12 protein-coding genes are annotated in these 15,891 nt (G+C 33.5%); 11 read left to right on the top strand and 1 reads right to left on the bottom strand.

Annotation, left to right across the window (positions count from 1 at the left end; all coding sequences use genetic code 11):
- Positions 1-189: 189 nt before the first annotated feature.
- The 5 genes from tig (at position 190) to yihA (ending at position 8,502) form a co-directional block, all read left to right on the top strand.
- Complete coding sequence (tig, locus tag RAH41_RS03610; RefSeq protein ID WP_331220711.1) at positions 190-1,470, top strand: trigger factor; 1,281 nt, start codon at positions 190-192, stop codon at positions 1,468-1,470.
- 352 nt (positions 1,471-1,822) lie between these two features.
- On the top strand, positions 1,823-3,094 hold the full coding sequence (gene clpX, locus RAH41_RS03615; protein ID WP_098231850.1) for an ATP-dependent protease ATP-binding subunit ClpX: 1,272 nt from the start codon (positions 1,823-1,825) through the stop codon (positions 3,092-3,094).
- A 188-nt stretch (positions 3,095-3,282) separates the two neighbouring features.
- Positions 3,283-4,983, top strand: a complete 1,701-nt coding sequence (lonB, locus tag RAH41_RS03620; protein WP_331220713.1) for an ATP-dependent protease LonB — start codon at positions 3,283-3,285, stop codon at positions 4,981-4,983.
- A 613-nt stretch (positions 4,984-5,596) separates the two neighbouring features.
- Complete coding sequence (lon, locus tag RAH41_RS03625; RefSeq protein WP_331220715.1) at positions 5,597-7,921, top strand: endopeptidase La; 2,325 nt, start codon at positions 5,597-5,599, stop codon at positions 7,919-7,921.
- Positions 7,918-8,502 carry a ribosome biogenesis GTP-binding protein YihA/YsxC gene (gene yihA / locus RAH41_RS03630; RefSeq protein ID WP_069035199.1) on the top strand — a complete coding sequence of 195 codons (585 nt, stop codon included), beginning with the start codon at positions 7,918-7,920 and terminating at the stop codon, positions 8,500-8,502. The genes lon and yihA overlap by 4 nt, the downstream gene beginning before the upstream one ends.
- Positions 8,503-8,820: 318 nt before the next feature.
- Here the strand turns inward: yihA and RAH41_RS03635 are convergent, their stop codons facing one another.
- Positions 8,821-9,303, bottom strand: a complete 483-nt coding sequence (locus RAH41_RS03635; RefSeq protein WP_331220722.1) for a hypothetical protein — start codon at positions 9,301-9,303, stop codon at positions 8,821-8,823.
- 218 nt (positions 9,304-9,521) lie between these two features.
- Between RAH41_RS03635 and hemA the strand changes: the two genes are divergently transcribed.
- Genes hemA through hemL form a run of 6 tightly spaced genes read left to right on the top strand, consistent with a single transcriptional unit; the run spans position 9,522 to position 15,731 of the window.
- On the top strand, positions 9,522-10,874 hold the full coding sequence (hemA, locus tag RAH41_RS03640) for a glutamyl-tRNA reductase (protein WP_331220725.1): 1,353 nt from the start codon (positions 9,522-9,524) through the stop codon (positions 10,872-10,874).
- 10 nt (positions 10,875-10,884) lie between these two features.
- Positions 10,885-11,718, top strand: coding sequence for a cytochrome c biogenesis protein CcsA (gene ccsA / locus RAH41_RS03645; RefSeq protein WP_331220727.1), 834 nt, complete (start codon positions 10,885-10,887; stop codon positions 11,716-11,718).
- A 12-nt stretch (positions 11,719-11,730) separates the two neighbouring features.
- A complete protein-coding gene (hemC, locus tag RAH41_RS03650) occupies positions 11,731-12,663 on the top strand; it encodes a hydroxymethylbilane synthase (RefSeq protein WP_331220729.1) in 933 nt (310 codons plus the stop codon).
- The gene (locus RAH41_RS03655; RefSeq protein ID WP_331220731.1) at positions 12,656-13,420 is read left to right on the top strand and encodes a uroporphyrinogen-III synthase; all 765 of its coding nucleotides are present in this window, start codon (positions 12,656-12,658) and stop codon (positions 13,418-13,420) included. Before hemC ends, RAH41_RS03655 begins: the two co-directional genes overlap by 8 nt.
- A gap of 31 nt (positions 13,421-13,451) precedes the next feature.
- Positions 13,452-14,438: a porphobilinogen synthase gene (gene hemB / locus RAH41_RS03660; RefSeq protein ID WP_097978417.1), complete on the top strand. Its 987-nt coding sequence runs from the start codon at positions 13,452-13,454 to the stop codon at positions 14,436-14,438.
- A 6-nt stretch (positions 14,439-14,444) separates the two neighbouring features.
- Positions 14,445-15,731, top strand: a complete 1,287-nt coding sequence (gene hemL / locus RAH41_RS03665; RefSeq protein WP_331220735.1) for a glutamate-1-semialdehyde 2,1-aminomutase — start codon at positions 14,445-14,447, stop codon at positions 15,729-15,731.
- The last annotated feature ends 160 nt before the right edge of the window (positions 15,732-15,891 follow it).

The following is a 15,891-nucleotide window of genomic DNA, read 5'->3' on the forward strand; positions in this document are numbered from 1 at the left end:
TTCTAATATTTTCTCCTTATAAAATTAGGAAATATTGAAACAAAAAAGGAATGTGTTATAATAGAATGGTTGTAACGACTATTTACTTAATTATACATGAATTTTCTTTATAAAAATTGGACAGGCATGTATAGTACGAAAATACGTAAACACATATATTTTTTTAGATAATTTTGGAGGGAACTAACAATGACTGCTAAATGGGAAAAATTAGAAGCTAACGTTGGTCTATTAACTGTAGAAGTTGAAGCTTCTGAAGTAGATAAAGGTTTAGATGCAGCTTTCAAAAAAGTTGTTAAAACTATCAATGTACCGGGATTCCGTAAAGGGAAATTACCTCGCCCAATTTTTGAACAAAAATTTGGTATTGAAGCACTTTACAATGATGCTTTAGATGTAATTTTACCAGAAGCATACAGCAAAGCTGTTGTAGAGGTTGGTATTGAGCCAGTTGACCGTCCAGAAGTTGACGTTGAGCAAATGGAAAAAGGTAAAACATTAATCTTCAAAGCAAAAGTTACTGTAAAACCTGAAGTAAAATTAGGCGAATACAAAGGCTTAGAAGTTGAAGAAATGGATGCTACTGTAACTGATGAAGACGTACAAGCTGAATTAACTACATTACAAGAGCGTCAAGCTGAGTTAGTAGTTAAAGAAGATGGTACTGTTGAAAAAGGTGATACAGCTGTAATTGATTTCGAAGGTTTCGTTGATGGCGTAGCTTTCGAAGGTGGAAAAGGTGAAAACTATCCATTAGAAATCGGTTCAGGTTCTTTCATTCCTGGATTTGAAGAAGCTTTAATCGGTGCTAAATCTGGTGTGGAAACTGATGTTAATGTAACATTCCCAGAAGAATACCACAGTGCTGAATTAGCAGGAAAAGCTGCTACTTTCAAAGTAACTGTTCATGAAATTAAAGCGAAAGAACTTCCTGAGTTAAACGACGAGTTTGCTAAAGACGTAAATGACGAAGTAGAAACTTTAGAAGATCTTAAAGCTAAAATCAAAAATGATTTAGTAGAATCTAAAAAATCTCAAGCTGAAGGTAACTTACGTGATGCTTTAGTTCAAAAAGCAGCTGAAAATGCTGAAATCGAAATCCCAGAAGTAATGTTCGAAAGCCAAGTTGACCGTATGGTTAAAGACTTTGAACAACGTATTGCACAACAAGGATTAAACTTAGAGCTTTACTACCAATTCACTGGTACTAAAGAAGAAGATCTTCGTGCTCAAATGCGTCAAGATGCTGAAGCTCGTGTAAGAATCGACTTAACAATCGATGCAATCATCGAAGCTGAAAAAATCGATGCAACTGAAGAAGAAATGAACGAAGAATTAGCTCGTTTATCTGAAATGTACAACATTCCTTCTGAGCAATTAGTAACTATGCTAGGTGGAACTGACGCTGTACGTGATGATATTCAAATCCGTAAAGCTGTTGAATTATTAGTAGATAGCAGAAAAAAATAAGCGTTAAATAAACATATATTGACTTAAACAAGGCGCGAGATTTTTCGTGCCTTGTTTTTAAATAATGAAATATTTGGTAAAGTGAACTGTTTCCTTTAAAATACACATATACATATGTTAGAATCTGTTATACAGATTTTAAAAAATTATTGTGGCTATACTAAAAATAATTCTTCAAAAGAAGGATTATTAGCTTTAGATTAGAATATATATATTCTAAAAATTTAAACAATTTTAGAGTAGTAATTAATTGCTTTGTTTATTTTGTATGCTATTATATAGCTACAAGATACATATTTTGGAATTACATACATATTGAGTGTTTTTAGAAATTTTTAGAGGGAGTGAACATATGTTCAAATTTAACGAAGAAAAAGGACAGCTAAAATGTTCGTTCTGTGGGAAGTCACAGTCTCAGGTTAGAAAATTAGTTGCAGGACCTGGTGTATATATTTGTGACGAGTGTATTGAACTTTGTACTGAAATTGTTCAAGAAGAGCTAGCAAAAGAAGAGGAAGTAGAGTTTAAAGACGTTCCGAAACCGAAAGAAATTTGCGAAATTCTTGATGAATACGTTATTGGACAGGACAATGCAAAAAAAGCGTTATCTGTTGCTGTATATAATCACTACAAACGTATTAATTCAAATAGCAAAATTGATGAGGTTGAATTATCAAAAAGTAATATTGCAATGATTGGGCCAACTGGTAGTGGTAAAACATTATTAGCTCAAACTTTAGCACGAATTTTAAATGTACCATTTGCTATTGCAGATGCAACTTCATTAACTGAAGCTGGATATGTTGGGGAAGATGTTGAAAACATTCTTTTAAAATTAATCCAAGCAGCTGATTATGATGTAGAACGCGCTGAAAAAGGTATTATTTATATCGATGAAATTGATAAAGTTGCACGTAAGTCTGAAAACCCTTCAATTACACGTGATGTGTCAGGAGAAGGTGTTCAGCAAGCACTTTTAAAAATTCTTGAAGGAACAGTTGCAAGCGTACCTCCTCAAGGTGGTCGTAAGCATCCACATCAAGAATTCATTCAAATTGATACGACAAATATTTTATTTATTTGTGGTGGAGCATTTGATGGCATCGAACAAATTATCAAACGTCGTTTAGGTAAAAAGGTAATTGGTTTTAGTGGTGATTCAGAAAAGAGCGATTTAAACTCAAAAGAAATCTTAAACCACGTATTACCAGAAGACTTATTACGCTTTGGTTTAATTCCGGAGTTCATCGGTCGTTTACCAGTTTTAGCTAATTTAGAGCAACTTGATGAAGCATCATTAGTTGAAATTTTAACTAAACCAAAAAATGCTTTAATTAAGCAATATCAAAAATTACTAGAGCTTGACCAAGTTGAACTTGAGTTTGAGGATAACGCATTAACTGAAATTGCTAAAAAAGCAATTGAGCGTAAAACTGGAGCTCGTGGACTACGTTCGATCATTGAAGGGATTATGTTAGATATTATGTTTGAATTACCTTCACGCGAGGATATTCAAAAATGTATTATCTCAGCAGAAACTGTGAAAACTGGTGCAGCTCCTAAGCTTGTACTAGAAGATGGAACAGAATTAGAGTTAAAGAAAAAAGCAAATAAATTAGCTTAAGTAAAGAAACCAAATGCATTTGCATTTGGTTTTTTTATTTTGACTTTTTTAAGTGATTTTTTAAAACTTTCTTAAATGCATTTGAATTTTACTTGGTAAACCTTACCTTTAATTTTTAAAATTTGGTTTATCCTTCCATTTCGAGGGCGATACTAAAATTAATTTCTACTTCAGTGGAGGGGTAAAGAATGAGTTTAACAACTATTATATTATTAGCTCAATTAGCATTAGGTACAATCGTTGCATTGTATTTTATTCATTTATTAAAGGGTCAACGAACAACTAAAGTTTCGATTGACAGGGAATCTAAAAAAGAAATGGAGCAGTTACGTAAATTAAAGTCAATCTCTTTAACTGTTCCGTTAGCCGAGAGAGTTAGACCAACCACTTTTGATGATATAGTTGGCCAAGAGGATGGAATCAAAGCATTAAAAGCATCACTTTGCAGTGCAAATCCTCAACATGTAATCATTTACGGACCGCCTGGTGTTGGGAAAACGGCAGCGGCTAGACTCGTATTAGAAGAAGCGAAAAAGAGCCCTAATACACCTTTTAAACAAGACGCAGTATTTATAGAATTAGACGCTACAACTGCCAGGTTTGATGAAAGAGGAATTGCGGATCCTTTAATCGGTTCAGTTCACGATCCAATCTATCAAGGTGCAGGTGCAATGGGGCAAGCAGGTGTGCCTCAACCTAAAAAAGGAGCAGTAACAGACGCGCATGGAGGAATTTTATTTATTGATGAAATTGGCGAGCTTCATCCTATTCAAATGAATAAAATGTTGAAGGTACTTGAGGACCGTAAAGTAAAATTTGAAAGTGCTTATTACCAAGAAGAAAATCCTTCTATACCAGCACATATTCATGAAATTTTTAAACACGGTTTACCAGCAGATTTCAGATTAGTAGGTGCAACAACAAGATCACCAGAAGATATCCCCCCGGCAATTCGTTCACGTTGTTTAGAAATATTTTTTAGAGAATTAGAACAGGATGAAATTCAAGCAGTAGCTAAACGATCTGCTGAAAAAATTGAATTAAGCCTCTCAGAAAAAGCCTTAGAGTTGGTAGGTACATATGCGAAAAATGGTCGTGAAGCGATTAACTTGATTCAGTTAGCTGGCGGAATGGTTTTAACTTCTGGACGAAAAGAATTAATAGAAGATGATATTGGGTGGGTAGTTTCTGTAAGCCGTTTATCACCAAGACTTGTTAATAAAATTCCAGAAACTCCAACAGTAGGATTAGTGAACGGTTTGGCTGTTTATGGAGCAAATATTGGTGCGTTACTACCGATTGAAGTCAGTGCAATGAAGGCAAAAGAAATCGGCAAAGGTTCAATTACAATAACTGGAATTGTTGAGGAAGAAAGCCTAGGTAATCAAGCTAAATCCATTCGAAGAAAAAGTATGGCAAAAGGCTCTTTAGAAAATGTTACGACAATCTTACGAAAAATTGGTGTACCAATCGATGACTTTACGATTCACATTAATTTTCCAAGTGGCGCATTAATTGACGGCCCATCTGCAGGGATTGCAATGGTAGTTGGTATTTTTTCAGCTGTTAATAATGTTCCAGTATTAAATACGATCGCTTTGACTGGTGAAATGAGCATTCAAGGTGATGTAAAACCAGTTGGCGGTGTTCCAGAAAAAGTAAAGGCAGCGGTTAAAGCAGGAGCAACAAAAATTATTGTACCGAAAGAGAACGATCAAGCTACATTGCATCAATATAAGGATGTAGAAATATTAGCTGTAGATCGCATAGAAAAAGTACTCCATGAAGTCTTTAAAGATAATTGGAAATTTGAACTACCAACTCAAACAACAAAAACTGATTTCCAGCAATTAACATTGTTTGAAGAGAATCAATCGCAATCCATGTAGATAAAAATAAGTGTTCGAATCACTTCATTTTGAATAAATAAAGAATACAAACTATTATTGCATTCTATTTATCAAAAGAAGTGATTGAACACTTTTTATTTTGTAGAAAAACATTCTATATGATTTAATCTTATTACGAGTCTTACTTCGTATCTCAAGTTCATATCAAGATTATCGCGAAAACTTATTCTATTTCATAACTTGCAATTTGATTACTAAAGGTGATCAATTCGTTTAATTGCCTAGTCTATTGGTTTTTAAGAATATATTTTTTATAAAGAACTTGATTGGAACAAAAGAGATCGACTCTTATGGGATATGTGGGAAGGCTAAAGACCCCACAGGCAATCCGAGGAGGCTAAAGAATCTCGCCCCATGGAAAGCGAGCACCTTGTAGTGGAAAACAATTTCAAACAATTTATCAATGATCAATCTAACAATTTAATTGACAAATTCTTTTTCAACAGCATGAACATATTATATATATAATGTTCTAGGCAATTGTTGATTGATTATGTTGTTACTTTATTTCTTTTAATGCATATCATTGTAAATGATATATATGTTAAGGTAAAATAACTAAATAGAATGAAAAACATGGAGGTGTAACGTAATGAATGTTACAAAAGAAAAAGTTGTACCCCTCCTACCTTTAAGAGGAATTAGTGTATTTCCTGCCACTATTGCACATCTAGATGTAGGAAGAACGAAATCGATAAAAGCTATACAAGAAGCTGATGAGTTAGATCATTTAATTTTTGTTGTTACTCAAATAGATGCAGATACTGAAAATCCTAAGATAGACGAATTGTACCAATTTGGAACTTTAGCTAAATTAACACAAAAAATTACACTTCCAAATGGCACTGTTCGTATAACTGTCGAAGGATTACACAGAGGAAAAATCAATTCAATAATTGATCAAAATGATTTCTTAACTGCAAAGGTAGAAGAATATCCAGATGTAGAAGATGAATCGAAAGAGCTTCGTGCTTTAATGAGAACTTTATTGCAGCATTTTAAACAATACAGTAAATTATCAAAGCGAATTTTGCCAGAGACAATAGCTTCGATTGTTAAGCAAGACCGCCCAGGTAAACTTGCAGATGCAATGATCGATTCAATTCCATTAAGGGAAGAAGAAAAACAAAAAATATTAGCAACAATTGATGTTACTGAACGAATACATATTATCTTAAATTTCCTTCAAGATGAAAAAGAATTACTAAAGCTTGAGGAAAAGATTGGCCTACAAGTTAAGAAAAATATTGATAAAACACAAAAAGAATATTTCTTAAGAGAGCAATTAAAGGTAATTCAACGCGAACTAGGTGATCGTGAAGGTAAAACTGAAGAAGTTGATAAGTTTTTAACAAAAATCGAAGAGGCGAATATGCCTGAAGAAACAAAGGAAGTAGTACTAAAAGAGTTAGCTCGATATGAGAAACTACCTCCTAATGCCGCAGAAGCAGGTGTAGTTCGTACATATTTAGATTGGATGGTAGCACTACCATGGTCTAAGCAAACAGAAGACACACTAGATATACATCGTTCCGAAAAGATATTGAATAATGAACATGAAGGTCTCGAAAAAGTAAAAGAGAGAATATTAGAATATCTAGCTGTTCAACAACTTACGAATTCATTACGTGGTCCAATTTTATGTTTAGCTGGTCCTCCTGGAGTTGGTAAAACATCTTTAGCGAAATCAATCGCAAACGCTTTGTCTAGAAACTTTGTACGCGTTTCTTTAGGTGGAGTAAGAGATGAATCAGAAATAAGAGGACATAGAAGAACATACATCGGAGCTATGCCAGGTCGAATTATCCAAGGTATGAAGAAAGCAGGTACAAATAACCCTGTATTCTTACTTGATGAAATTGATAAAATGTCGAGCGATTTTAGAGGGGATCCAGCATCAGCAATGTTAGAAGTTTTGGACCCTGAACAAAATCATACTTTTAGTGATCATTACATCGAAGAGCCATTTGATTTATCTCAAGTTTTATTTGTAGCAACAGCAAATGATTTATCAACTATTCCAGGTCCATTACGTGATCGAATGGAGATTATTACTTTATCTGGATATACTGAACTTGAAAAAGTTAATATAGCTAAAAAACATTTATTTCCTAAAAAATTAGCAGAGCATGGCTTAAATAAATCTACTGTACAAATTCGTGAGAGTGCACTCTCAGCAATTATTCGTCATTATACACGTGAAGCAGGAGTAAGATCATTAGAGCGAGTTCTAGCAACACTATGTAGAAAAGCTGCTAAGTTGATTGTTTCAAACGAACGACAAAAAATAATATTTACCGATAAAAATATTGAAGAATTTTTAGGTAAGAAAACATTCTCTTATGGTCAAATGGAAAGTGAAGACCAAATAGGTGTAGCTACAGGTTTAGCGTATACTGCATTTGGTGGAGACACACTTTCTATTGAAGTATCACTCTATCCTGGAAAGGGTAAGCTAACCTTAACTGGTAAGCTAGGGGATGTAATGAAGGAGTCAGCACAGGCTGCATTTAGCTATATACGCTCAAAAGCAGAAGAGCTAAATATTGACCAAAATTTCCATGAGAAATATGATATTCATATTCATGTTCCAGAAGGTGCGGTTCCAAAAGATGGCCCTTCAGCAGGTATAACGATGGCAACAGCATTGATTTCAGCATTAACAAATAAACCAATCCGTAAAGAGGTTGGAATGACTGGTGAAATCACATTACGTGGTCGCGTCTTACCAATTGGTGGATTAAAAGAAAAAATGCTTAGTGCGCATCGTGCAGGTTTAACGACTGTTATCATACCAAAAGAAAACGAAAAAGATTTAGAAGATGTACCACCAATGGTGAAAGAAGGTTTAACTGTTATACCTGTTTCCCATTTAGATGAAGTACTTGCGCATGCAATAGTAGGAGTGAAAAAATGAAAGTAACAACAGCGGATATTGTCATTAGTGCAGTCCGACCAAATCAATATCCAGATACACAATTTCCTGAAATCGCTTTGGCAGGTCGTTCAAATGTTGGGAAATCTTCATTTATTAATAAAATGTTAAATCGTAAAGCATTAGCCCGAACATCATCAAAACCTGGAAAAACGCAAACATTAAATTTCTTTTTAATTAATGAACAGCTTTTCTACGTTGACGTACCAGGTTATGGCTATGCTAAAGTTTCTAAAAAGGAACGAGAAGCATGGGGGAAAATGATCGAAACATATATTACAACTCGTGAGCAATTAAGAGCTGTTATTTTATTAGTTGATTTACGTCATTCTCCAACAGAAGATGATGTAATGATGTATGATTTCTTAAAGCATTACCAAATCCCAGTTATTATAGTAGCTACAAAAGCAGATAAAATCCCTAAAGGAAAATGGGATAAACATGCAAAAGTAGTTCGTGAAAAGTTACAGATTGAAGAAGGGGATGAATTAATTTTATTCTCATCTGAAACTGGTATGGGTAAAGAAAAAGCATGGTCAGTAATTGATCGTATGTGTAAATAAAAAATGCTGGTGGCTAAAATGCCACCAGCATTTTTTATGTGCAGGTCTCTTCACTCTAAAAGGAATCATCAATTTTTTATATTAGTAAGCCTATAATACCGGCCAAAGAATATTAAGCATTTTCCTGCAACAGTTTTTGGTAAGAAATATCCGTAGTCTATATCGAATATGTATAGCTAATGGATCAAAAGAAACAATTAGAATAGATAATAGAATTAAATGAAACATAATTAAATGATACAAATTTTTTCAATCGTACAAGGAAGTATACAAAGATATTTCTCCTTTTAAAACACTAGTTATGTATAAAAAGTATGTTTATTTCTTAGAAAAAATAAGATATAAACCGATAACAGCAATCAATATTGGCCAATAGTTCTGGAAATAAGAGACTTGTGATTGGAGTGAACTAAGCATTGTTGCAAGCTTTTCATTAAAAAGGAAAAATAAAGACATAATAAATAATAGTATACCAGGTAATAGCTCACCTTTTCCTTTTTGTGATTGTAGTAACATTCCGATTGAAATGATGAGTGTTAGAACGGACCAATGGTTTGGCCAATTTTGAAAATGTTCGATGGCATAAAAATGAATTCCAAATCCAAGAACGACAATTCCCGGGAATACATAATGAGTTTCTCTTCCTTTAAGGGCTTGAACGAGAAGTGCAATCCCAGTTATCATGATCGGAGTCGTCCAAAATGTGACAGTATGTAAAGCTGGGACTTGCCATTTTGAAATAAGATAATAAATACCAAAGCCAATTAATAGGATTCCAATAAATAATCGATTTTTTTTCATAGCAACTCCTGTTTAACATTATTTGTAATCACTTTTATTTTAAAATTATTGTATAATAAAATTTGTGTACATTTAATAGTATAAATCGGATTAAAAATTCTACAAAATATTACATTTATGATAGCATATTGATGTAGAACATAGATATGATATTTTGCTAAGCAAAGATAGATATAAAACACAAGTTTGTACTAAGTTTTTTAGGGGGGCTTTAGGGCATGCACATCATTACAATAGGGATTAATTATAAAACTGCCCCAGTTGAAGTGCGAGAAAGGGTAGCGTTTGCTCCAAATGAACTACAGGACGCAATGAACTCATTAAAAAAAGAAAAAAGCATTTTAGAAAACATTATTGTTTCTACTTGTAATCGTACGGAGATTTATGCAGTTGTTGATCAAGTTCATACTGGTCAATATTATATGAAACGCTTTTTATTACAACGTTTTGACTTAAAAGACGAGGAATTATCACCATATTTAATCATTAAAACTGGAAATGATGCAATCAACCATTTATTCACTGTAGCAAGTGGTCTAGATTCAATGGTAATTGGTGAGACTCAGATTCTTGGACAAGTAAAAGATAGTTATTTACTTGCTCAAGAGATTCATGTTATTGGTACGATCTTTAATCAATTATTTAAGCAAGCAATTACATTTGCAAAAAAAGTTCACTCAGAAACTGGAATCGGTGAAAATGCTGTATCTGTAAGTTATGCTGCTGTAGAGCTCTCAAAAAAGATTTTTAGCAATTTAAAAGGCTGCAATGTACTGATTGTTGGAGCAGGAAAAATGAGTAACTTAGCATTACAAAACTTGTATTCTCAAGGAGTAGGAAAAGTTACAGTTATTAACCGAACTGTAGAAAATGCTGTTAAACTTGCAGACCAATTCAATGGAATCGGAAAAGGGTTAGAATCACTTGAAAATGCTTTAAAAGAAGCAGATATCGTGATTAGTTCAACTGGGTCAAAAGAGTACGTGATTACGGAAAAAATGATTCGTCGAATTGAAAAATCAAGAAAAGGTAACCCACTATTCTTAGTTGATATTGCTGTCCCAAGAGATATAGAGCCATCAATTCATCATATTGATAGTGCATTCTTATATGATATTGATGATCTTCAAGGGATTGTTGCAGAGAATTTAGCAGAACGTGAACGTGAGGCAGTAAAAATTAAGAAGGCAATAACTGAAGAAATTGATATTTTTCAGTCTTGGTTATCAATGCTAGGGGTTGTTCCAGTGATCTCTGCATTACGTGAAAAGGCGTTAGATATTCAAGCAGATACAATGAGTAGTCTAGAGAGAAAACTTCCTCATTTATCAGAAAGAGATTTAAAAATTATTCAAAAGCACACAAAAAGTATCGTAAATCAACTTTTACGAGATCCAATTATGAAAGCAAAAGAAATGGGTACATCTAAACACTCAGAAGCACAAATTGCCCTTTTTAAAGAAATATTTAGTCTAGATGAAATATTAGAAGAATCTAAAGATGAAAAACGCATGCAAACTACTCAAGAAAAAGAGACTATTTCTTTAAAACAAAACTTAGGTTTTTTATGAGGTTTAGTTAGTGGCGCTTTTGGAAAGTAGTTTTATCTATCACTTATTGATCTTATTGTTTGCATGGAGTATCGTTTTTTCTTTTATAGATTTTGTAGATACAAATAGGATGGCAAGTCGGGTAGCATTTTATTTGCTAGCAATTGTTTGGGTGTTTTCTTCTATTTTAATTATTTACACCATTAGTCAATACAGTTTATATTCCTTTATTACTTCCAGGGAAGGGCTATATATTTATGTATGGATTATCATATCCCTATCATTGTTTATTAATTGGGTAGTAAAACTTGAGTACTTAGTTTTCTTTACAAATGTTGTTTCATTTTTAGTATTTTCATTATCAATTTTAATTCCGAAGGCGGGTAAAACAGCTACATTAGTCGATCAATTAAAATCGGAGTTACTATATATCCATATTGGACTTGCTTTCTTAGCATATGGTGCATTTACCCTGTCTTTTATTTTTTCGGTTATGTACATTTTTCAATATGTTTTATTAAAAAAGAAGAAATGGTCTACACATTTAAAGAAATTGGGGAGTTTAGGTAAGTTGGAAAAAATGTTTATTACATTTAACTTATTTGGAGTTCCATTAATGCTAACTTCCCTTATTTTAGGTGTTATTTGGGCCAGTATTCGATTACACACATTTGTTTGGTATGATATGAAAGTAATAGGCTCATTTTTCGTTTTAATCATGTATAGTACATTTATGTATTTAAAGGTAAGCAACCGTTTCTATGGCAAATCTCTTTGCATATTTAACATCTGTTGCTTCTTAGTTTTGTTCGGAAATTATGTTGTTTCAAATCTATATTCAAAGTTTCATTTATGGAGTACGTAAGGAGATGTAACAATGCGTAAAATTATAGTTGGTACAAGAAGAAGTAAACTAGCATTAACACAAACGAAATGGTTTGTAGAAAAACTAAAAGAAGTAGCACCCGATTATGAGTTTGAGTTAAAGGAAATCGTTACAAAAGGTGATGTAATACTTGATGTAACCCTTTCAAAGGTTGGTGGAAAAGGTTTATTCGTTAAAGAAATTGAACATGCAATGTTAACGAATGAAATTGATTTAGCTGTACATAGTATGAAGGATATGCCAGCTATTTTACCTGAAGGATTAATGATTGGATGTACTCCAAAACGCGTTGATCCTAGAGATGCCCTACTTTCAAATAGTGGAAAAGGATTAATGGAACTTGAAGAAGGATCAATTGTCGGTACAAGTAGTTTAAGAAGAAGTGCGCAAATTAAAGCTGTTCGTCCAGATCTACAAATCAAATGGATTCGTGGAAATATCGATACACGTATTCAAAAGCTTAAGGATAATGAATACGATGCGATAATTCTTGCAGCAGCTGGTTTAACAAGAATGGGTTGGGCTGAAGAAAGTATAACTGAATACATTGACGAAACAATCTGCGTACCAGCAGTAGGTCAAGGTTCACTTGCTATCGAATGTCGTGAAAATGATACAGAAATCCGTGAATTACTAAATAGACTGAATGATGAATTAACATATACAACTGTAGAAGCTGAACGTGTATTTCTTCATAAAATGGAAGGCGGTTGCCAAGTTCCGATTGCTGGATTTGCAACGATGGATGACAAAGAAGAAATCACATTAACTGCATTAGTAGCTAAACCAGATGGAACAATCATCTTAAAAGAAACGGTTAAAGGTACTGATCCAACTGAGATTGGAGAAAAAGCTGCAAATCTATTAATTGAACGTGGAGCAAAGGATATTATAGATTCTGTAAAAGAGGCTGCGGATGAATAATTCCTTAAATGGAATGAAAATATTAGTGACAAGGGCAGTGCAACAAGCTGATGAATTCAATCAATTAATTCATCAGTTTGGTGGATGTCCTATTAATCTTCCACTTCAAAAAATAGTTAAAAGTGATATTTCAATTACTGAATTGGAAAAATTAGTTCTTGATACAGAATGGATTTTATTTACAAGTGTTAATTCAGTAAATTACTTTGTGCAAAGTATTACAAAGGATCTTAAACAAAAAATTTTTCAAAAAAAAATTGGTGCTGTCGGAGAAAAAACAAAGAACCGATTAGTTGAAGAAGGATTTGAAGTAGCTTTCCTTCCAAGTCAATTTACTGGTAAAACATTTGCTTCTGAGTTAAGTTACATAGTAGAAAAAGGAACAAAATTTTTATTTTTACGTGGCTCTTTAGCGAGTGATAACGTACCAAAAATACTTGGAGAAAATGGTCATATAGTTAATTTATTAACTGTTTATGAGACCATTGCAAATCTAGGTATTAAAAATGAACTGTTAAATTTATTACTCAATAAAAAACTGGATGTGATTACATTTTTGAATCCATTTAGTGTAGAACAGTTTTGCTTTTTAATTGGAAATACAATAAGAATGGAAGATTTAAAAAACATTCAAATTGCTTGTATTGGTGAAGTAACCGCACAAAAAGCTAGAGAAAAAGGTTTGAATAATATTATAGTTCCTAGTAAATTTACAACAGAGGCTTTAATTAAAAAAATAGTAGATGATATTGATTAATCAAATTGTCTTTAAAAAGAAGGAGAAAAAAATGACTTATTCTATTCCGTTTGATCGTCACCGCCGTTTAAGAAGTACTCAAGCATTACGCTCTATGGTTAGAGAAACTCATTTACATAAAGAAGATTTTATTTATCCTCTTTTTGTTGTTGAAGGACAAGGAGTAAAAAATCCTATCAGTTCAATGCCAGGTGTATTTCAGTTTTCGTTAGATGAATTAAAAAAAGAAATGGATGAAATTGTATCATTAGGTATAAAATCTGTCATATTCTTTGGTATTCCTGATGTAAAAGACGCAGTAGGGTCTGAGGCGTACTGTGCAACTGGAATCGTTCAACGTGCGATTTCACAAACGAAAGAACAATATCCTGAAATGATTGTTATAGCAGATACCTGTTTATGTGAGTATACAGATCATGGACATTGTGGAGTTTTAGAAGATGGGTATGTTAATAATGATGAATCGTTAATACTATTAGCTAAAACAGCAGTAAGCCAAGCACAGGCTGGCGCAGATATTATTGCTCCTTCAAATATGATGGATGGATTCGTAGCAACAATTCGCCATGCTTTAGATGAAGCTGGATTTGATAATATTCCAATTATGTCATATGCAGTAAAATATGCTTCAGCATTTTATGGACCATTCCGTGAGGCAGCTCAAAGTGCTCCCGGACAAGGTGATCGTAAGGCATATCAAATGGACCCTGCAAATCGTTTAGAAGCGTTCCGTGAAGCAGAATCAGATACAGTTGAAGGTGCAGATTTCTTAATCATTAAACCAGCTCTTTCATATTTAGATATCATTCGTGATATCAGAAATAACTATCACCAACCAATCGTTGCTTATAATGTTAGTGGAGAATATGCAATGGTTAAAGCTGCTGCATTAAATGGTTGGATTGAAGAAGAAAAAGTAGTAATGGAAAAATTAATTAGTATGAAACGTGCTGGTGCAGATATGATTATGACTTATCATGCTAAAGATGCTTGCAGATGGTTATCAGAAGGGAAGTAATAATAAATGAGATCATATAACAAGTCAATTGAAGCTTTTGAAGAGGCAAAACAAGTACTTCCTGGTGGAGTAAATAGTCCGGTACGTGCATTTAAAAGTGTTAATATGTCACCAATTTTTATGAGTCATGGAAAAGGTTCTAAAATATATGATATAGACGGCAATGAGTATATTGATTATGTATTATCATGGGGACCTCTTATTTTAGGTCACTCAAATGAGCGTGTAGTTGAAGGCTTAAAGCGTACAGCAGAAACTGGAACTAGTTTTGGGGCACCAACATTAAAAGAAACAGAATTAGCTAAACTTGTTATCGAAAGAGTACCTTCGATTGAAGTTGTTCGAATGGTTAACTCAGGAACAGAAGCGACAATGAGCGCTTTACGTCTTGCTCGCGGATTTACTGGTCGAAACAAAATCTTAAAATTTGAAGGATGCTACCACGGACATGGTGATTCCTTATTAATTAAAGCAGGTTCTGGTGTAGCTACGCTTGGATTACCAGATAGCCCTGGTGTACCTGAAGGTGTTGCATCAAATACAATCACTGTTCCTTATAATGATTTAGAAAGTATAAGATATGCTTTTGAACAATTTGGAGATGACTTAGCAGCGGTTATTGTTGAGCCGGTTGCAGGTAATATGGGTGTTGTTCCGCCAGTTGAAGGTTTCTTAGAAGGCTTAAGAGAAATTACGACTCAATATGGTACATTATTGATTTTTGATGAAGTTATGACTGGCTTCCGTGTTGGATATAATTGTGCTCAAGGTCATTTTGGTGTAACACCTGATATCACTTGCTTAGGAAAAGTAATCGGTGGAGGTTTACCAGTAGGTGCATATGGTGGTAAAGCTGAAATCATGAATCAAATTGCTCCAAGTGGTCCAATTTATCAAGCTGGAACTCTTTCAGGAAATCCTTTAGCGATGACGGCTGGTTACGAAACATTAAGTCAACTATCTAAAGAAGATTATGTAGAATTTAATCGTAAAGCTGATTTGCTAGAAGCTGGTTATAAAGCAGCAGCTGAAAAATACAATATTCCTCATTGTATTAATCGTGCAGGTTCAATGGTTGGATTCTTCTTCACAAACGAAAAAGTTGAAAATTACGAAACAGCAAAAACTTCTAATTTAGAAATGTTTGCTCAATACTATCAACTAATGGCTGAACAAGGTGTCTTCTTACCGCCATCACAATTTGAAGGTTTATTCTTATCAACTTCACATACAGACGAAGATATTCAAAAAACGATTGCAGCTGCTGAATACGCATTTTCGCAATTAGTTTAATTTAAGGTGGTGTCCTATTTTTAGGGCACTATTTTTTTTTAGCAAATAGATTTAGTAAAGCTTCATTAGAACACTTTATAGAAACATAGAGAGGTTCAAGTTGCAAATGGATCTATGTAAATAGTTGAGATATACTAAAGAAAAGTAGTAAAATCTGCTA

Source organism: Gottfriedia acidiceleris (assembly GCF_036421055.1).
Lineage (GTDB): Bacteria > Bacillota > Bacilli > Bacillales > Bacillaceae_G > Gottfriedia > Gottfriedia acidiceleris_C.